The organism is Pseudoalteromonas sp. SWN166, assembly GCF_015864485.1.
Lineage (GTDB): Bacteria > Pseudomonadota > Gammaproteobacteria > Enterobacterales > Alteromonadaceae > Pseudoalteromonas.
In genome coordinates this window covers 16,019-35,788 of record NZ_JADYXB010000028.1, presented here as the reverse complement: position 1 = coordinate 35,788, position 19,770 = coordinate 16,019, and the positions used below count along the sequence as shown (strand labels likewise).

Annotated in this window: 14 protein-coding genes; 9 read left to right on the top strand and 5 right to left on the bottom strand. The window is 37.9% G+C overall.

Features of this window, described 5'->3' with window-relative positions; all coding sequences use genetic code 11:
• The 6 genes from I6F49_RS15120 (at position 1) to ccoG (ending at position 8,301) form a co-directional block, all read left to right on the top strand.
• Positions 1 to 282 (top strand): YeaC family protein, encoded by a 282-nt coding sequence (locus I6F49_RS15120; RefSeq protein WP_007378333.1) that lies wholly within the window; start codon positions 1 to 3, stop codon positions 280 to 282.
• Positions 272 to 2,953 carry a DUF349 domain-containing protein gene (locus tag I6F49_RS15115; protein WP_197181203.1) on the top strand — a complete coding sequence of 894 codons (2,682 nt, stop codon included), beginning with the start codon at positions 272 to 274 and terminating at the stop codon, positions 2,951 to 2,953. The genes I6F49_RS15120 and I6F49_RS15115 overlap by 11 nt, the downstream gene beginning before the upstream one ends.
• Positions 2,954 to 3,324: 371 nt before the next feature.
• Positions 3,325 to 3,879: a DUF1439 domain-containing protein gene (locus tag I6F49_RS15110; protein ID WP_197181202.1), complete on the top strand. Its 555-nt coding sequence runs from the start codon at positions 3,325 to 3,327 to the stop codon at positions 3,877 to 3,879.
• 68 nt (positions 3,880 to 3,947) lie between these two features.
• Positions 3,948 to 5,282, top strand: a complete 1,335-nt coding sequence (locus I6F49_RS15105; RefSeq protein ID WP_197181201.1) for an ABC1 kinase family protein — start codon at positions 3,948 to 3,950, stop codon at positions 5,280 to 5,282.
• Positions 5,283 to 5,345: 63 nt separating this feature from the next.
• The gene (locus tag I6F49_RS15100) at positions 5,346 to 6,761 is read left to right on the top strand and encodes a sigma-54 interaction domain-containing protein (protein ID WP_197181200.1); all 1,416 of its coding nucleotides are present in this window, start codon (positions 5,346 to 5,348) and stop codon (positions 6,759 to 6,761) included.
• Between the two features lie 157 nt (positions 6,762 to 6,918).
• Positions 6,919 to 8,301 (top strand): cytochrome c oxidase accessory protein CcoG, encoded by a 1,383-nt coding sequence (gene ccoG, locus I6F49_RS15095; protein ID WP_197181199.1) that lies wholly within the window; start codon positions 6,919 to 6,921, stop codon positions 8,299 to 8,301.
• Between the two features lie 87 nt (positions 8,302 to 8,388).
• Here the strand turns inward: ccoG and I6F49_RS15090 are convergent, their stop codons facing one another.
• Positions 8,389 to 9,309 (bottom strand): M14 family metallopeptidase, encoded by a 921-nt coding sequence (locus I6F49_RS15090; RefSeq protein ID WP_197181198.1) that lies wholly within the window; start codon positions 9,307 to 9,309, stop codon positions 8,389 to 8,391.
• A gap of 114 nt (positions 9,310 to 9,423) precedes the next feature.
• Positions 9,424 to 10,161 (bottom strand): hypothetical protein, encoded by a 738-nt coding sequence (locus I6F49_RS15085; RefSeq protein ID WP_197181197.1) that lies wholly within the window; start codon positions 10,159 to 10,161, stop codon positions 9,424 to 9,426.
• 282 nt (positions 10,162 to 10,443) lie between these two features.
• Between I6F49_RS15085 and I6F49_RS15080 the strand changes: the two genes are divergently transcribed.
• Both I6F49_RS15080 and I6F49_RS15075 read left to right on the top strand, forming a co-directional pair.
• Positions 10,444 to 13,293 (top strand): UvrD-helicase domain-containing protein, encoded by a 2,850-nt coding sequence (locus I6F49_RS15080; protein WP_197181196.1) that lies wholly within the window; start codon positions 10,444 to 10,446, stop codon positions 13,291 to 13,293.
• Positions 13,294 to 13,419: 126 nt separating this feature from the next.
• Positions 13,420 to 15,690, top strand: coding sequence for a sensor domain-containing protein (locus tag I6F49_RS15075; RefSeq protein ID WP_197181195.1), 2,271 nt, complete (start codon positions 13,420 to 13,422; stop codon positions 15,688 to 15,690).
• A 79-nt stretch (positions 15,691 to 15,769) separates the two neighbouring features.
• Here the strand turns inward: I6F49_RS15075 and I6F49_RS15070 are convergent, their stop codons facing one another.
• The 3 genes from I6F49_RS15070 to I6F49_RS15060 all read right to left on the bottom strand — a co-directional run bounded on the left by I6F49_RS15070 (position 15,770) and on the right by I6F49_RS15060 (position 17,769).
• Positions 15,770 to 16,168 (bottom strand): hypothetical protein, encoded by a 399-nt coding sequence (locus I6F49_RS15070; protein WP_166379417.1) that lies wholly within the window; start codon positions 16,166 to 16,168, stop codon positions 15,770 to 15,772.
• Between the two features lies 1 nt (position 16,169).
• Positions 16,170 to 17,084 (bottom strand): zinc dependent phospholipase C family protein, encoded by a 915-nt coding sequence (locus tag I6F49_RS15065; protein WP_197181194.1) that lies wholly within the window; start codon positions 17,082 to 17,084, stop codon positions 16,170 to 16,172.
• Between the two features lie 97 nt (positions 17,085 to 17,181).
• The gene (locus tag I6F49_RS15060; RefSeq protein WP_197181193.1) at positions 17,182 to 17,769 is read right to left on the bottom strand and encodes a hypothetical protein; all 588 of its coding nucleotides are present in this window, start codon (positions 17,767 to 17,769) and stop codon (positions 17,182 to 17,184) included.
• Between the two features lie 261 nt (positions 17,770 to 18,030).
• Here I6F49_RS15060 and I6F49_RS15055 point away from each other — a divergent pair, with 261 nt between their 5' ends.
• Positions 18,031 to 19,668 carry a cyanophycinase gene (locus I6F49_RS15055; RefSeq protein ID WP_197181192.1) on the top strand — a complete coding sequence of 546 codons (1,638 nt, stop codon included), beginning with the start codon at positions 18,031 to 18,033 and terminating at the stop codon, positions 19,666 to 19,668.
• Positions 19,669 to 19,770: the final 102 nt, after the last annotated feature.

The following is a 19,770-nucleotide window of genomic DNA, read 5'->3' as shown; positions in this document are numbered from 1 at the left end:
ATGAATATCGACAATCTTGTACAAAATATTACTCCCGAATTATTCGAACGCTTGCAATACGGTGCTTCTACTGGCAAATGGCCAGACGGCACCGTTTTATCAGATGAGCAAAAGCAACAAACAGTGCAGTTGGTTATGTTGTATCAAGCAAAGGTGGCTCAATCTAATGAGCAATTTACGATTGGTGCTAATGGTGAAATGATCCAAAAGACAAAAGCTCAACTACAAAAAGAATTCAAATCAGACAACGAAATAGCTAGGTTTAGTGAACATGATCTTTAAGCACCTTTTTACACCGAAGTGGAAACACCCTAAGCAACAAGTACGTCTTGATGCTATCGAAAAATTAGACATTGAACGTGATGCAACCATATTAAACACGTTAGCACTTGAAGATAGCTCAGCTGAAATACGCCGCAAAGCACTACAAAAAGTAAACGATTTACCACTTTGGTGGAAAGCGTATAAACAAGATCAGGCATTAAAAGATATAGCAGAGCTGCAAATATCAAATGCTGTTTTAAATAGCGAAAGTGCACTAACACCGCAAATTAAAAATGAATATATTGAGCGCTTTGCGCCAGTAAAAACACTAGAAAAGTTAGCGTTTGCAGAAAAAGAGCTGCAAGTACGCGTTAAATTATTAAAACGTTTAGCAAATCCAAAACTAGTAGAAAAAGCATTTAAAGAAGGTAGCGAAGAGCTACAAACTCAATTAGTTGAACTTGTTATTACTCATCAATTAATTAAGCCATTAGTAAAACATGCGAAGGGTGGAGCAAAAGCAGCACTTGAAACGCATATTGAAAATGAACGTCTAGCAATAGAAAAGCCACTTGAAGTAGAGGGTGCAACACGTATTATTTTAGCGAAGTTAAATGCCTTGCGTGAAAAAACAGACTTTGGTGTTGTTAATCCACAAGCAGGCGAGCTAATGGCTCAATGGCAAGCACTTGAGCTTAAATGGTTAAGTGATGACCGTGTTAAGTTGCTTGATGAAAAATATACTTCGATTACCACTAAGTTAAATGCACACATTGAACAGCTACAAGCGGTACACGATAAAGAGCAGCAACAATTAGCGCGACAACAGCGCCAATTATTAGCACTTGCAACGCTTGAAGCGTTAAGCGAAGAAATTGAAAATGCCTTACAACTTGGTCTTGAAACACCAGAGCAAATCCAACAAGATTGGCTTGATGCAAAAGTAGCGCAAGCTAAGCACGCTATTAGCGAAACAGAGCTTGCTAATAACACGCAATCAAAACTTGCTGTAAGTAAGTTAGAAAAGTTATTTACTCAAGTTGCTAAGCTACCTGAGCTAACCGCTGCCATTAAAGAGTACAAGCTCGCTTTTACAGCATTGTGTGAAATTAAACCAGCAGAAGACTTAGCGCAGTACGATGCTACTTTAACTGAGTTTAATAATGGCTTTAAAGCAGCGCGTAATCATTTAAATATTTTAGATGGTGCACTGCAAAGTACGTTTAAAACACAGCTAAACGCGCATAAAAAGCAATTTTTAGCACCAATGAATGAACTCGTTAAGCCGCTTGAAAAAAACCAAAGCCAAGCAAAACGTAAAGCACGTGATGTTAAACGCCTAATTGAAGAAGGCCGTTTTAACGTTGCTTTTGGCGTATTTAAAGGGTTTGAAGAATTATTTAATACCCTTACTGAACAATACCAACAGCCACTTGTAAATATAAAAGCAGAGCTTGAAGCGCAACTTGCAGACGCTAAAGATTGGCAAAAATACGCTGCAGCACCAAAGCGTGAAGCTTTATTAGAAGAAGTAAGCGCATTAGTAAGTGAAGAGTGTACTGACCCACAACAACGTGCTGAGCAGGTAAAAGCACTACGTAAACGTTGGAATGAGTTAGGTCGTTTAGATACAGACGAAGAGAAGCAACAAGGCACTCAGTTTGATGAAAAAATCGAGCTGTTATTTGCACCTTGTCGTAGTTACTTCGCAGAGCAAGAAGTACAACGCGAAGCATCTAAAGCACAACGCGAAAGTATTATTAGCGATATGCATGCACTTCATTTACAGCCTACTGCTGAGGATGATTTTGATTGGAAGCAATATGAAAGCCAATACAATCGTTTGAACAAAGCTTGGCGCAGTGTAGGTAAAGTTGATCCTAAAACATACCGTACATTAAACGATCGTTATAAAAATGAGCAACAGCAAGTACTGGCTTTATTAAATGCATTTCATAAAAGTAATGCTGCACTTAAAAATGAGTTAGTAGAAAAAGCAGAGCAGCTGTCACACAGTGATGATTTAGCCGCTGCATGCCAAGAGTTGAAGCAAATGCAGCAACAATGGCAAACCATTGGTTTTGCAGGTTTAAAAGCTGAAAATGCGTTATGGCAAAAGTTTCGTCAGTTTAACGATGAAACATTTACTAAACGTAGTAGTGAATTTGAGCAGCAAAAACTTGAGCAAAACGAGTCGGATAAACAAGCCGTTGCAGAACTTACTGAGCTTGAAGCAGCACTTAGCGATGTAAATCAAAGAGCGCAACTACACGACCTAGAAACAAAAGTGAAAGGGTATGCACAGTTTAGATCGTTAGTGCCAAAAGTGACTAAGCTACTAGCGGCCATTGAAGATAAACTTGCATTGCTTACAAGCAAATCAGAGCAAGCTAATTTAGATGCATTAATTACAGCACTTGAGAACAATGAAGCGTTACCAAGTCAGTACCAAGCACCGCTTAAAACAACATTAAATACTGAACAGCTTATTACGCGCATGGAAATACTAGCGAACGTAAGTTCAACCGATAAGTCACTTAGAATGGCAGAACAAGTAGCCATGTTAGATGACAAGCATCGTGGTGAACATGCTGATTTAAACTATTATTTAAAACAGTTACTAGCGCTCAGTGGCGGTTCAGTTGAACCTGACACACTAATGCGACTTAAAGCGATACTTGCAGCTTAATACACTAGGGCGTGTTGACCTTTCGTGGTTGAATTTGCAGCAGACTGTTTGGTATTTAGGCAAGGCAGAGTCTATGTAGTGTGGTTATTCCCCATAAATAGGCGATAACGCAGCATAAATGCCAAACATGCGCTGCCCTTTGGGTTCTTTCTAGGGTCGATTAACTCTTTGTTGCTCGGTTTTGACTTAGCCCGCTAGGTTACAAACCTCACGCCGCGATTAAATCGACCCTAGATTGAACAAATTTCAATCCACAAAGGTCAACACGCCCTAGAACCAGTTTAATATATACTGGTTAGTATTTTAATAAGCCGCTTTAATAGCGGCTTTTTTATAAGCATCATTACTTCATTATAAATAAAAGGGTTCTCATGAGAATTTTAGTTATTATTGCAGCGTTATTTTTAACTGCCTGTAATACCACGCAAGGCATATCAGTATATTCATTTACTAACTCTGAGGTTGAGTCTGTACTTAGTAAACAATTACCAAAGTTAAGTGAGAAAGTAAGCTTAATGGGTTTGCCAGTTCAGTTTGATGTAAACGACTTAAGTGTGAATATTGGACCCGATAACCGCGATGTTGTTGTGCTTGGCGCAGATTCAAGCGCTGAAATTAATGCATTTGCACTAAAGTATCCAGTGCGTTTACAGCTTCAAATTGAAGGCAGCCCATTTTATGATAGTGAGAAAAATGCGGTGTTTTTACGTAATATTAAATTACTTGATTCGAGTGTAGATGCTGGTGGTTTTAAAGGTAATTTAGGCGCACTTGATAGCCAAGCAATGGAAGTGATTAATGCTTTTTTAGCGGTTAACCCTGTTTATACTCTAAATATGGATGACCCTAAAATAATGCTACTCAGTAAACTTCCACTTGATATGAAAATAAGCGAAGGTGCAATTAAGCTAGTACCTCGTCTATAAGTAGATCGACCTACTTAAAATATACGTACTTATTAGCCTGACTCTCAGGCTAATAAGGTTTTAATATTATGGCAGCTCCTCGAACTGTTCCCACCTCTCGACTTTCTCGCTTTGCTAAATTAGGCTCACTAGCAACAGGTGTTGCAACCAATATGCTAGTTGATGGTGCTAAGAGTGCATTAACGGGCAAAGGTTGGGATAACAAAAGTTTATTACTACAACCTAAAAACATTGAAAAGCTCGCCATACAGTTATCTCATTTACGTGGCGCTGCAATGAAGCTAGGGCAATTACTCTCAATGGATGCCGGTGACTTACTCAGTCCTGAATTAGCTCAATTACTTGCTTTACTGCGCTCAGATGCCAACCCAATGCCTCATAAGCAACTTGTAGCGGTATTAAAAGAGCAATGGGGAGATGACTGGCTAGCGCGTTTTTCTCATATTGAATTAAGACCTTTTGCTGCGGCTTCTATTGGGCAAGTACATTTAGCTTATAAGGAGAATGGTGAGCAACTGGCTGTTAAAATTCAATATCCTGGTATTGCAAAAAGTGTTGTGAGCGATGTCGACAATGTTATTTCGTTATTAACGCTTTCTCGATTATTGCCAAAAGATCTTAATATTAAACCGCTTATTAGTGAAGCCAAAGCGCAGTTATTGGCCGAAGCTGATTATACGAGAGAAGCGCAATATTTAATACGTTATAAAAATTCATTAGCAACTAACCCCCATTTTAAAGTGCCTAACGTATATCCAGAGCATAGTACGCAGCAAGTGCTTACCATGGAATATATAAAGGCTGAGCCGATTGAGAGTATTACAGAGCTACCTAATAGCCAGAAAAGTTTTGTTGCAGCACAGCTAATTGATTTGTTTTTTAAAGAGATGTTTGAATTTAAACTCATTCAAACAGACCCTAACTTTGCCAATTTTCATTATCAGCTTGATACACAAAAAATTGTTTTATTTGATTTTGGTGCAACGCGAGAAATATCATCTGAGCTTAGCCACGCTTATTTAGCCTTATTTAAAGCGGGCAGTGAAAACAACCGAGAAGGAGTGCTTAGAGCGGCTTTACACATTGGTTATTTTAAAAATGACTTAGTTGATGAGTATAAAAATAACGTTATCGATTTATTTTTAATGGCATGCGAGCCACTAAGATCAAATGACGAGTTTGATTTTAAAAACAGCGAACTAGCGCTCAAAATTAAAAATGCAGGGCTTGCCCTTAGTGCGCAATCTCAGAAATGGCATACACCGCCCGTTGATGCGCTATTTATTCACCGAAAACTTGCAGGACTTTACTTAATAGCCGCAAGGCTAGGTGCAAAAATAGATGTAAAAACGCTATTTCAGCACTATTTATATCGTTCTAATTTACACGTAAGTGCATTTTAAGTAATGAGTGCACTTAGTTTAAAAAATTGCCATAATGCTCGCGATATTTCGCGAGGTGCATTTATGATAAAACAATTTTTAAACGATCCTAAGTTATTGCTCAATGCAGTAGGTGAGGGCATATATGGTTTTGACCTATCGGGTAATGCTGTGTTTGTTAATCCTGCCGCTGAGCGCATGACTGGTTGGCGAGCAGAGGATTTATTAGGTAAAAAAATACATCAATATCATCACCATACTCATGCAGATGGTACGCCTTATCCTGCGGATGAATGCCAAATATATTGCACCATGTTTGATGGAAAACGTCGTGAAGTTAAAAATGAAATTTTTTGGCGTAAAGACGGCAGTTCGTTTGCAGTAGAATATACTTCTACACCGGTTTATCGAAATGATCAATTAATTGGTGCAGTAGCAGTATTTCGCGATATATCACAGCAGCAACACACACAAAATGCACTGCAAGAGGCACTTGAGCAAGTAAAGCATTTAAGTGAGCAGCTAAAAGATGAAAACAACTACTTAATTGCAGAGCTTAACGAAGACTGGCAAGACTCAGGGCTAGTTGGACAAAGCCATATTTTTCAAACCATGTTAGATCAAATAAAGCTGGTAAGTGAAACCGACAGTACAGTGCTTATACTTGGCGAAAATGGCACAGGTAAAGAGCTAGTAGCCCGTAACTTGTATCGGTTAAGTAAACGTAGCGAGCAAGCTTTTATAAAAGTAAATTGCGCTGCATTTACACCGAGCTTGCTAGAATCGGAATTGTTTGGCCATGAAAAAGGTGCGTTTACAGGTGCAAATGAGCGTCGTAAAGGGCGCTTTGAACTTGCTGATAAAGGCACCTTGTTTTTAGATGAGATAGCAGAGCTGCCGCTTGAGGCGCAAAGTAAATTACTCAGAGTACTACAAGAGCAAGAGTTTGAACGCGTAGGCGGCAGTAACACACTAAAAGTAAATATTAGAGTGGTTGCCGCGACTAATCGCGATTTATGGGGAATGGTACAAAAGGGCACGTTTAGAATTGATTTGTATTATCGGCTTAATGTATTTCCTATAAAAGTGCCTGCTTTAAAAGATCGAAAAGAAGATATTCCTTATTTATGCACTAATTTAATTACACAATTAAATAAACGACTGGGCAAACATTTAAAAGGGCTAAGTAAAAAAGCAATTACACAACTGCAAGCCTACGATTGGCCTGGCAACATTAGAGAGCTGCAAAATGTGCTTGAACGCGAAGCTATTTTATCTAATCAGGCTGTACTACAGCTAAGCCAACCTTTACAAGCAGGTGGTGAAGTAGTTATTAACCCTTCGCTTACGCTCGATGAAGCACAAAAGCAGCATATAATCTCTGTTCTCGCGTTATCGCACTGGCAAATATCGGGAGATAAAGGGGCTGCCGTTAAACTGGGTTTGCCTGAGAGTACACTGCGCTCAAAAATGCGAAAACTGGGTATAAATAAAGATTAGCGAGAATTCGTTATATATCGCGTAATTCGCTTTATATCGCGATTGTTGTTTTTGTTTATTTTAATAAGCATATAAATATCAATAAGGTAACTTAAGTTTCAGTTTGGTCTGAAAGTTGCAGTAGTTTGCTTAACACCGTCATAATAAAGCAAGTACTATGAAGTTTGATATTAAAGAAGAAGACATGATCATTAAGCCCTACAACAACGAAGGGCCAATTTATATCCGCGAGCAAAAAGGTTTTTTTCAGCGCATACGCCGTAATTTAGGCTGGTTGTTAATGCTAACTTTTGTTGCAATACCGTGGATCCAATACAACGGACAACAAGCTGTATTGCTTGACGTGGCAACACAAACATTTACTATTTTTGGTTTAACACTCCTTCCTCAAGATTTTATGATTTTAGCGCTGCTGTTTATGGCGGGTGCCTTTGCGTTGTTTTTTGTAACTAACTGGCTTGGTCGGGTTTGGTGTGGGTATACGTGCCCTCAAACAATATGGATGCTCATGTTTTCGTGGGTAGAGCAGCGTATAGAGGGCACGCGAAATCAGCGAATAAAGCTAGATAAATCAGAGTGGACGCTAAGTACTTGGCGTAAAAAAATAACTAAACACAGCGCATGGATTGTTATTTCTATTTTAACTGCCACCTCGTTTATGGCGTATTTTATTCCGGCTAAAAGTTTGTATATGGAGATGATCACGTTTGAATGGTCAGGTATTACAAGTTTTTGGGTGTTTTTATTCGCTTTTTGTACTTATGGAAATGCAGGGTTTTTACGCGAAAAAATGTGCACAATTGCATGCCCATATTCTCGTTTTCAGGCTGTTATGTTTGATAAAGATACGTTGCTTGTTACATATGACAGTAAGCGAGGTGAAAGCCGTGGTCCGCGTAAACGTAAAGCCGATCCAAAAGAGCTTAACCTAGGTGACTGCGTAGACTGTAACTTGTGTGTAGACGTATGCCCTGCAGGTATAGACATTCGAAATGGAATGCAATATGAATGTATAAATTGTGGTTTATGTATAGACGCTTGCGACGATACCATGGATAAATTTGGTTACGAAAAAGGCTTAATTAAATACGCGAGTGAAAAACAAATGGAAGGGGGGAAAACCAATCCATTTAGGTTAAAACTAGTAGGATATGGCGCATTAACGGCTTTGTTAATAATATCTATGTTTGCATGGATGCTGCAACGTACCCCTATAGAAGCTTCAGTATTACGCGACAGAAATGCGCTCTACAGAGTGAACTACGAAGGCTTAGTAGAAAACCCTTACACACTTACTATTATTAATAAAACCCAACAAGCACTGCATTACAGCATCGCTATAGAGGGTTTACCTGGTGCAATACTCTCAAGCCCACGCTCTACACTTGTTCAACCGGGTGTTATGAAAAGCGTACCAGTGACCGTAACAGCCGATGGTTACGATATTGAGCGTAAAGTGAGTAAGCTACAGTTTATTGTAACGGCGCAAGAAGACGCCAGTATTACCATAACCAAAGACAGTCAGTTTTATAAAAACTAAGATTGATAAAGCTTCATAAAAATACAAAAAATGCCCAAGTAGATATTCTCCTTGGGCATTTTTTATGTGCGGTTTTATATGCAGTTTCTATTGCGTATTTGCACCTATATATTTCAGTGCGCTTGTTATAACGGCGACTTGTGCCAAAATACATTCTTCATCTGTGGCTGTTGGGCTATCTGGGTACACTTCAGTGGTTGTTACGTATGGTGCATCAGTAAAGCCCATACATAAACCTAACTCTCGAGCGGCATAGTTAATCACACCAAATTGCTCTTGAGGTACGCCGATTAGCTGGTTATTTTCATCGCTCGGTGCAATATGGGTTACCTTTGCAACGCTTTCAATAATCACTTTTTGAAACTCTGGCTCAGGCTTTTTGGTGTCTGCAACTAAATAAAACCCATCAGGTATGTTCCAGTTAGTGTTAGTAGTGCCTTCACGCGCAGCAAGTGCGGGTCTAAATTCACTGTTATCACTATCTGTCGTTTCGTGTAAATCAATATGAGCGATTAAGTCAGTACCTAATGTTTTTACAAACGCCATAATAGCGGCTGATTCTTGAGCTGGGCTACCCTCGTAAAATGAGCGATTAGGATCAATAGCATCTGGGTTCCAACGGTTTATAGTCTCGTAACCCCAAGGGCTAATGCAGGGGGCAACAATAATATTAAACAGTTCGCAATACTGCATAGCCGATGTTTTAGCAAACCTAAGTGCGCCATGTACGCCACTTGTTTCGTAGCCATGTACACCACCGGTGATTAAAACAGTTGGTTTATTAGCATTAAAGTTAGGCGTTTTTAATATATATAATGGGTAAGTACCTGCGGCGTAATTAAGCTCGCCGTATTGCTCTATATCTAAGGTGTTTTTAAGATCATTAATTAGCGTTACGACTTCGTTTTGGTAACTACGTTTAATGTTTTGGCGTGCTAACCACTGGGCTTTATCGTTGTTATTCCATTTTTTGCCAGGTGTGCCAATCGGGTATGTGCTGTTAGTCATAATAAACCTTTATATCAATTATTATTAGCCCTCATAAAAATTAGGAGGGCAATTACAATTGGTAAAATTATTTAATAAAGGCATAGCTTAACGCTGAGTAAATTAGCGTGCAAATTAAAACGTTAAAGTCATATTTTTAATAGCGCGTGTTTGCTGTGCCTTAATATAGCTTTGGTTTGCATATTCACCTGAAATACTACCGAATCGATCGCGTTTAATATTAATTGTTAAATTACATGCTTTATTTTTATTTACTTGCGAGCTGTTAAACATATCTAAGCTTTGTAAATTTATTTCAAGGCGAGATGAATTAAGCGCAAAAAATGTTGACTGCAAAAGTGTTTCATTATTATTGGTAGTGCAACTACTGCTAAGTTCTACTTGGCTTGTACTGTTAGGATCAGTGCCATCTAATAGAACTGTAAGAGTGCTATTAATACCAAAATTTTGATCATTACTCGGGGTTAAAATAATAAAATTTAAAGGCAGTTCTGCGCTTGAATTAGCATTTATACCATCGTCTCGTATAAATAATATATCAAACTGCTGATTATCGTCTGTTGCATTTATATAAGCTTGGTAATCAACGTCTAAAAAATCGGTATCTTTTGTAAGTACAATGGCAGTGTTATTAACAACAGCCCTTAATGAGTCGCTCTCGCTTAAAACAATATTAGAGCCATTCGCATCTCCCGCATTTAGTTCTGCGTTAACACGCGTGCGGTTGCCGTCAGAAACCAGTTCAAAGCCAGCCCATATACCTTTTGTTTTTACTAAATCAGACTCTGTTTCTGATGTGCAAGCGCATAATGCGAAAATTAAAGCCGTTGTGGTAATGCATTTTTTAAGCATGTTAGCTCCTTTAAGCCACTTAATTAGGCAGTAAGTAATTGTTTAATTAAGAATAGTTTTTACAATTATTTGCAGTGGCCAGTTTGTATTTGTGCATTGTTACATAACAAGGCGTCTGTAAATGTTTAAATTTGTTAATGGTTGTAAATAAAACATTAAAACCTAAGTTTAAAAACCAATCCACTATTTAAATTGCTTACTAAATGAATACTAACTTAGCGCTAAATGTATTATAAAAGAGTGTGTTACAATCAATTAAAGTATATTTTCATATAGAGTATTATGGCGCAGTATATTGCTACTCCAAGTTGGCTAGGCCGTTTTTTTACCCGTATTAAACACGTAAGTATTGAACATGAGCACCTTGTTGTGCATTTTAGACGTGCTCCCGCACGAACATTTTTAATTAAAGACTTTTATAATTACTCAACACTTAAAAACCGTTTATTTAGTGCCAAAATTAATTTGTGCGACAGCAGCAATACATCAATTAGCTTTTTAAACAAAGCACAGGCTAATACTTTAAATACTGCCATTAATACGCAGTTTTCGGCCATGCTTGAGCAAAAGGTAAATAACGCCAAAACTTTGCTAAAGCGTTATGCTTTAGATGAGTTTTTACGTGATAGTTCACTAAATACACTTAATAACGATGTATTTTCACTTGTTAAACAGTACGCTCAAAGTACAAATACATGGCAACAACACTTATCGCCAAGTAGTCTTAAATTTTTAAATATACTGAGCACCACACCCAATTCCCTTGATGCTATTGCACAGTTGCGCCATAAATATGAAAAAAAACAACTGATACTTAAAAATGATTTTTTTAATCAAGTAGAGTCAAATCCATTAACAACAGAGCAGCGTTTAGCAGTAATACGCGATAACGACAAAAACTTAGTATTAGCGGCAGCAGGCACAGGTAAAACATCGGTGATGGTCGCAAAGTCGCTAGATTTAATAGCGTGTGATATTGCAAAACCCGAGCAAATTTTGGTGCTGGCCTATAATAAAACAGCAGCTAATGAGCTTAAAGAGCGCTTTATTAAACGCGCAACACATGCAAAATTACATACCAAAGCACCCACTATTTTAACGTTTCATGCGCTTGGGCTTAAACTATTACAAAGCGCTAAAAAGCCTGTTGAGTTGTCAAAATTTGCAACAGACCCAGTTCAATTAAATAGTTGGTTAACGGTATGGGTAAGTAAAAAAATACAAACCGAGCCACAATTTTTAAAAGTATTTGTAGATTTACTCCATGAGCCAATTGATATATTTAGCTTTAAAGATAATGCACAGTACGAGCGATACATACGCGATAACGAATACCGCAGCCTTGCGGGTCATAAAGTAAAAAGTTATCAGGAGGTGTTAATTTCAAACTGGCTGCATTTAAACAGCGTGCCGCATAGCTATGAGGTGAATTATCACTTTGCCCAAGGCACCGAGCTAAATAGGCAATATAAGCCTGATTTTTATATACCTCACTATGATATTTACTTAGAGCACTTTGGCATTGATAGGCAAGGTAATACACGTGCCGATATAGATAAAAAACATTATAACGAGCAAGTTGCATTTAAGCGCAAACTGCATAAACAAAATGGCACCACCTTACTTGAGACCTTTCATTACAACTGGGTAGAAGGAAAGCTAGAGCAAACCCTCGCAAAGCAATTAAAGCAGCATAATGTTGAATTAACACCTTTAAGTAACGACGAAATATTTCATACTTTAAATAACTCAGGGCAGTTACAGCAAGGCATTGATAAGTACATAAAATGTTTACAAGCTATTCGAGTGGAGCAACTAAATAATAAGCAAATAGCACAGCGCATTAAGCAAAGTGGTATTAAAAATTACCAGCAATATGCAAACTTGTTAGTGCAAATTCATGATGCTTATATAAATGAACTAAACGCGCAAAGTGCCATTGATTTTGACGACATGATTATTCAAGCAACAAAGGCGATAGTAAGCGGAGATTTTAATATTGTGTGGAGCCACATTCTAGTTGATGAGTTTCAAGATATATCAAGCGCGCGTATGGCTTTCATAAATGCCATATTAAAACATGGTAACGGAATACGCTTTACTGCGGTTGGTGATGACTGGCAAGCAATTTATCGGTTCTCGGGTGGTAATTTAGCGCTTACTACACGCTTTAATGAATTAGTGGGCAGCCACTCACTTACTATGTTGCAAAAAACATTTAGATATAACAATAGTATTAGTGAAGTAGCAGGGCGTTTTGTAATGCAAAACCCTGAGCAATATAAAAAGCAGATCAGCACACATACACAAGTAACCACACCACAAGTTATTTTATTAGACGATTTATACCAAGGTACTAAATCGATAGAAATAAAAGTACAACAGAGCATAAGCACTATTCAAAAAAATGATGCATCAGCGAGCATTGCCATACTTAGTCGATATAGATACATGTTAAATAGCGTGCAGCAGCATTTAAAAGATAAAAAGCATACAAACTCTCTTTATTTTTGGACATTGCATAGTGCCAAAGGGCTTGAAGCCGATTACTGTATTATTATTGGTTTTGAACAAGGTAAATTAGGGTTTCCGAGCGACAATCAAAATAACTTGCTGATTGAGTCGTTATTACCAAAGCAAGATGAATTCACTCACTCAGAAGAAAGGCGTTTGCTTTATGTAGGTATTACACGCGCTAAACATAAAGCGTATTTAATTGCCGACCCTTATGCATGCTCCGCATTTATAAAAGAATTAATAAATGATGATTACCCCATTCAAATTGGTTCCGCATTATTTAATAAGCCGCAACTAAAGCAAAGAGAATGTAGTACGTGCAGTGACGGGTTAATAGTGCCCAAAACGGGCCAATATGGTGATTATTATAGTTGTACTAACACGCAAATTTGCGAAACTAAATTGCGAGTGTGCAAAAGCTGTAGTAGCCCATCGGTAGATAAAAACACATACTCACAATGCGTGAATACAGAATGTAAAACGCAGCACCCAATTTGTGAAAAGTGTGGGCGCGAAATGCGTAAACGTAAATCTAAGCACGGTGAATTTTTAGGGTGCAGTGGTTTTGCTATTAAAGAAGACAACTGTAAAAACACACGAAAAATAAGTGCTTAACGGCTAATAAGCAGGTTTACACCTGTCTATTTTATAGAACAATGTAAATAAAAATTACATTCATTTTATTGATTTTAACAAGCTATCAATGTCTAATAGAATAATGAGCTTTAACTGTTGTTTATTATGCATTTTTTCAATAGATTCTTTTTATTAAACGACCACTATTCAGCCCCTGGTCAGGTTGCTAATTGGCGAATAAGTGCACTGCGCATTATTCTATCATTAGTAATGGTGTTATGTTTATCTGTGGCGTGTCACACGTACACAAGCGCTATTGAATTTAACTTAATTCATATTGTTGTATTAACAAGCAGCTTTCTTGCTACTGCATGCGGTTTACTTATAGCAAGTAAGCGTTTTTATCACTTTAGCGCTCATGCACTTTTAATCGCTATTGTGGCCGCTAGCGTGTCAATGAACTTATTTTTAACAGACTTAGAGCTTGCAAAAGTGGGCTCTATGTATATGTATTCTTGTCCGATAATTGCACTTATGCTGCTTGGTTATAGAACAGCCTTAGCTTATGGCATATTAAATATTGTGCCGTTTTATATGATCATAAATAGCGTTGATGTATCGGGTTTGACTGGCATAGCGCAACAACTTCCCGACGCGGACTTATACATTACAGGGCTTATATTTTTATTTTTTAACATATGTATTCCCCTTGCTGTAGCACGCACAATTGTGGCTGCTAAGCGTTTAAACAAAACAATGATAAGCGCTAATACACACCTTAAAGACAAAAATGAGCTTTATCGAAGCTTATTCACCGAATCAAATAAAGCCAAAATTATTGTTGACGAAAACCTTGTCATTACTGATTTTAATCAACATGCTATTGATATGTTTGGTATAAAAAAAGAATTAAAAGAAGAATGCGTTAACCTCTCACATTTATTTCCTACTTTAGCTTTTGACGATCCAAATGCGCAAAATAAAATTGTGAAGTACAAAAAAAGCTATTTTAAAGCCAGTTATCAGCAAATAACAATGAGCACAAACTACCGTGTATACGACTTTTACGATTGCACGCAAGAACAGCTCATTAAGCAAAGCTTGTCGATGATGGAGCTAGAAAACAAACGATTACGCTTTAGAGACTCGCGAACAAGGCTACCTAATAGAGAATGGTTTGAACTGCAATGCGATAGGCTAACAAGTAAGTACCAAAAAGGTTTTTATATTGTTGTTGCGCAAAGTGCAAATAGTGAATACTTAAATTTAAAGCTCACTAAAGCCGACTCTCAAGCCTTACTGATTAACGCATACAAGCGTTTAAAAGCGATGCCAGATGAGCCGCTGTTGTGTGCTCATATAGGAGTCGGAAAGCTCGCTTTTATAATTGTGGCAAACTCGCAAAACGAGCTTGAAGATAAGCTATTAATACAAATAAAAAATACATTAGATAAAAAATATAATGTGTTTGGCACTAAGTGTCAGCAATCATTTTTATTTGGTTTTGCAAAATATCCTGATCATGGAAAAAACAGCACAATAGTACTTAGCAATGCGTGCGAAGCACTTAAAATCGCAAACTGTAATACTCCACTAAGTGGGTATAACGAAAAACAGTCACAAGCTTTTATCGAAAAATACGAAATTTCAATGTTGCTAGACGAAGCGCTTCAACAAGGCGATTTGTCGGTGCATTATCAGCCTAAAGTAAATGCTACGGGTGAATGCATAGGGCTTGAAGCTTTAGCGCGTTGGAATAGTCCAATACTGGGTAATGTGTCGCCCGTGGTGTTTATTCCTATTGCTGAAGAATACAGGATGGTTAGTCGGTTAACTGATCTGATTATTCAAAAGGTGTGTGCTCAAATTGCCGATTGGACTAAAGCGGGTTTACCGAGTGTGCCGGTGGCAATAAATATATCTCTAATTGATTTTAGCCAAACCGATTTTATGTCAAAACTAGTTAAATACCTTGCCGACTTTAATGTAAAGCCGCCTCAAATAGAGTTAGAACTGACTGAAACTTCCCTTGAGGCTAACCAAGCCCATTCGTTAAAGCTTATGCAAACACTGCAATCGTGGGGTTTTACTATTTCGGTCGATGATTTTGGGGTGGGATATTCTAATATTGCACGCCTTGCCGACTACCCAATTAACAAACTCAAGTTAGATCGCTCATTAATAAGCCAAGTAACGAGCTCAAAGCGTCAAAAAAGTTTAGTTAAGGCAGTACACGCTATGTGTAAAGAACTTGATATTAAGTGTGTAGCTGAGGGGGTAGAAACCCAAGAGCAAGTAGCAATAATGGCGCAAATGGGGTGTAAAGAATTTCAGGGCTATTACTTTGCTAAACCAATGCCAGCCGAAAGATTTGCAGAACATGTTAGCCGCCATGGCTTAGTGTTTAACCCTAAAGAAGTGACAGCTCAACTTTAAATGTATTTAGTGGCCACTATATAGAACATGCTCACCTAAGAGCTATGCATGTTCTATAAAGCTAGCTTGGTTTTATCACCTAATTACAGAGCTGTTGGGCGTTTATAGTTATTTTGCACTGTTGCACAGCTCCCGATTTCCAATGCTGTATGTCTGATTGCGCAGTACAGCCTGCATCTTCAATTAAAGCAGTGTCAGCATCACATAAAAGTAATACGGCGTTATCATCTTGTACATCCACAATAAACGTGTACTCGTTAAAGGGCGTAAGTTTGCTTAAATCGTTATTAACGGCAGCTTTTAATAACTCATCAGAGGATGAATAGGGGGTTTCACTAAACTTTAAAGTGCCGTCTACAGCTGTAGCAATATCTTTTAATTGCGAGGCTAAATCGGCCATTATTTCTGGATTGTTATTTTTTGAAGTGTAACAACCGCTAAGTAATACAATTAAGCTTATGCAGAGTAAGTGTTTCATGCTATTTGCTCCATACCGTCATTGTGTTGTGCTCATCGTAGCCTGTGTCTAGGTTCCAGTTTTTAATTTCACTGTAATCAGTATCTAAAAATACGGCATTGGCAATAATGGTTATATAGCGCTGAATGTTGCTAACGGTAAAGTCAAAAATATCGTTGTAATGCATAGGCTCGTGCGGTGTTTTTAGTTGTTCAATAAAAGTGGAGTCTACTTCGTTTGGGCGAGGATAAAACAAACCTAAATCAGTAGCAACATGGCGTGCACAGGCAAATAACCGATAGCTTTCTTCAACATTATTTACTACAAGCTGAAAACCGTTATGCCATGAATTAAAGTTAGGCGCATGTTGTACTGCGTAGCTAGGGTGGACTTTTAATAAAGCATGTTGCCAAATTTGTGCAATATCGGTATCAAAATTATCGTCTTTGTTAGTACAAGACCCAATATTTTGTTGTACGCGATCAGCGTAGCCTAACTCACCTAAATTTAAACGCTGCCAAATAAACGCGTCTTGATTCATTTCGCAGGTACGGTGCGCAGTTTGGTTTTGCTCATAGGGGCCAACTTTTAATTCAACAACCGGATGCACCGTTATATCTGCAGCAACATGGGCCATATAACCGCATAACCAAGCAAAGCACTTTTCAAATGCTTCATCTTCAAGTGTTTTACAGTATTCAATCATGGCTTTAAGTAAATCCCCCGTGCGCTCGTAATGCATTAAATCGGCCCATGCATTTTGGCTAGGCTGCGCTACGGCTAAATAAGGGTAATCGGGGGCTACACAACCTAGTTCAAGGTATGCTTGGCGTTTGCTTAAAATAAGTTTTGCCTTTTTAGGCATATCCATTTTAGCGAGTGACTTGGTTTGCGTTGCAATATTAACCGCAGTAATGTGCGCAAAAGCACCTGGCATTGTCATATCCCTATGATTTATAAATAGGGGTACAGATTAACATTGAGACAGCGTTAAATAAAGTTAACTAAATGCAAGTATAGGGTGTTTAAGGCTATTAAATTAATTGTTCAACTAATTGGCCGTTTTCGTATAATTTAGCATATTGACGTTTGTGCTCTTCAAATAGGTAAGCTCTTAGTTGCTCTTGCCCGCTATGAATTTGAGTTATTTTTGCTGCAATCCCTAAGCTACTTTGCCTAACGGGTACTATATCCATTGATATACTTTCTTTGTTAGGCAAGTTAAAGCTCATGTGCTGTAATTTGTTTAAGCTTTTTCCATTTTTCAATGGTTTTAAAAATATGCCCGTACTGGAAATTGATTCAATATTAAAACCTTGGCTTTTAATATTTAGCTCACTCCAACGCCAACTTCGCTGAGTGCCCTTTGTATCAATTACCTCTGGTGCGCTCAAAGTGGGGTTAATTACACCTAACTCATCAATTTTTAATTGCAGGGGAAACCAAAGTTGGTAATTAGCAACTTCAGCAAGCAAAGTTAAATTTGCATGGGTAAAAAGGTGAGCTATACTCGCGGGTACAGAGCTTTTCATTGTAAGCATATGATTACGGGGAGAGCGCTGCTTTGTATTTGGTTTGAATAACTCAGCTAAAAAATTTACCTCTTCATTAGAAAAGTCCATATTTCACCCCGGTTACATAAAACAATGCACCACCGTAATTTAAGCAATGGGTTTGGTCAATAAATGGTCGGTTTAAATTTGTTTGGTCAATATTTACGAGGATAGGGGGCAAACTAAACAATGTATTTAAATGCAGTGCTTAACCCTATCGCTTTTCAGAGACTTGAATTATTTAACATTTATAAAAATATATTTAGGCGCAAGTGGCTAGCTGTTAAACTACAGCACATTAGTTTTATTATTTATATTAGAGTTTACATTATGATATGTGCATTTTTACGTAATCAACAGCCTAAATTACGAGTTATGTTAGTGGCGTTACTGGGTGCTGGTTTTTCAATAAATGCAGTGGCTCAAGAGCAAAGCCAAACTTTAATTTTAGTGGGCTCAGAGCTTGCAACTTGTACTAGCGCAAAGCTTAATAACTGCGAAAAAGAGACTGTTGTTGAAGGTAAATCACATAATCTATATAGGGTTAATAACTCTCAAATAAAAAACATCACGCAGCACTGGCCTAATAATAACATTGAGGCAAAAGCGGCTGTATTAAAAACACTTAAAGCCATGCAAAGTAAATCGTCAAATAGCGTATCAAAAACTGATTTACTCTGGCAGTGGCGCGATATAAACAACCAACAACTGCAAAGCCTTACCCAACAAGAATACAACTTTGTATTTGATATGCTAGAAGTACCGCTACTTAATAAAAATGGTGAGCGCTCTAAAGAACAAGTAAATACCGATTTTAATAACCAGAGCGCGACTAACAATATTTTGCAATTTGTATCGGGCAGTTTAAAAGTTAATAACGCAAATCCCACCATGCTTGCTATTACAGCATCGAGCCGAGACCCTTATGAGTCGGCAGATTTAGCGCAGAACCTTTTAGCACAATCAAATATAAGCACTCAATGGTTAGCACTAACCCCAGCGCTTGCTAAAGCGATTACGAGTAACTCGTGCGATGAATTACCTGTTCTCAGAAATACATTAATGAATGTGTATAACCGTGAAGCAATTTACCCCGATCGTACAAAAGCCGAATACGCTTTATGCAAAAGTGGCACTGACGCACTTGTATCACTTATTAAAAACAGTACCGGTGTGATGTTTAATAGCGGTAATGCAGCATTAATGCACAAGGTATTGTTTGATCAAAGCAACAATCCATACCCGTGGACGCAAGTACTGCAAAACCGCCCAGTTATAGTAGGTGAAGGAGCGGGCGCTGCAATCCAAAGTAAAATAACGGGCATGCTTACGAATACAACAAGCCTTGAGGCTCTTCGTAAAAGTGAAACTAACGCTAATGCTGGTGGGCTTGGTAGCTTTAACTTTGGTGTTATAGATACTCAATTTAGCGAACAAAACCGCACGTTTAGACTCGCAGCTGCGCTAAATAATAGCGAAGCGAGTAATACTAAAACACAAATGCAGCATGGCTTTGGTATTGATGAAAATACAGCTTTGGTTGTTATTAAATCGCCAGAAGTTAGTTTAATGACCGTAATAGGTAAAAGTGGTGTTGTGCACTTAACTGAGCAAGGCAAGCCTCAAAAAGAGGGTAATAACTATCGTTATTCGTACTGGCCTGCTAGTAGCGTAATTGATATTACCAACAATACGTTTACTCTGAGTGAGCGAACTATAAGCCAAGCGTTACCCGAGATAAAAATACCGCCATTACCAGTACAGCGTTTTGGCTCAATTTTAACAAATTCAAAACTGCGCTCACTTACTCAAGCTATGTGCCTAAGCCAAGAGCAAAGTACGGTAGCCCAACAAGATGAGTTTATAATTAGCCTTACAGCAACCAGTGACACGCAGTATCATCGCGTAAATGCAAAAGAGTTTGGTTGTGCGGTGAGCAAATTAAATCTTAGTGTAAAGAGGTTTTAAATTTTTGTGATAAATATATAACTAAAGCTATAGTTAATACCGGAGTTATAACTTTAGTTATAACTTTAGTTATAACCCATTGAATTTAATCTAATAATAATT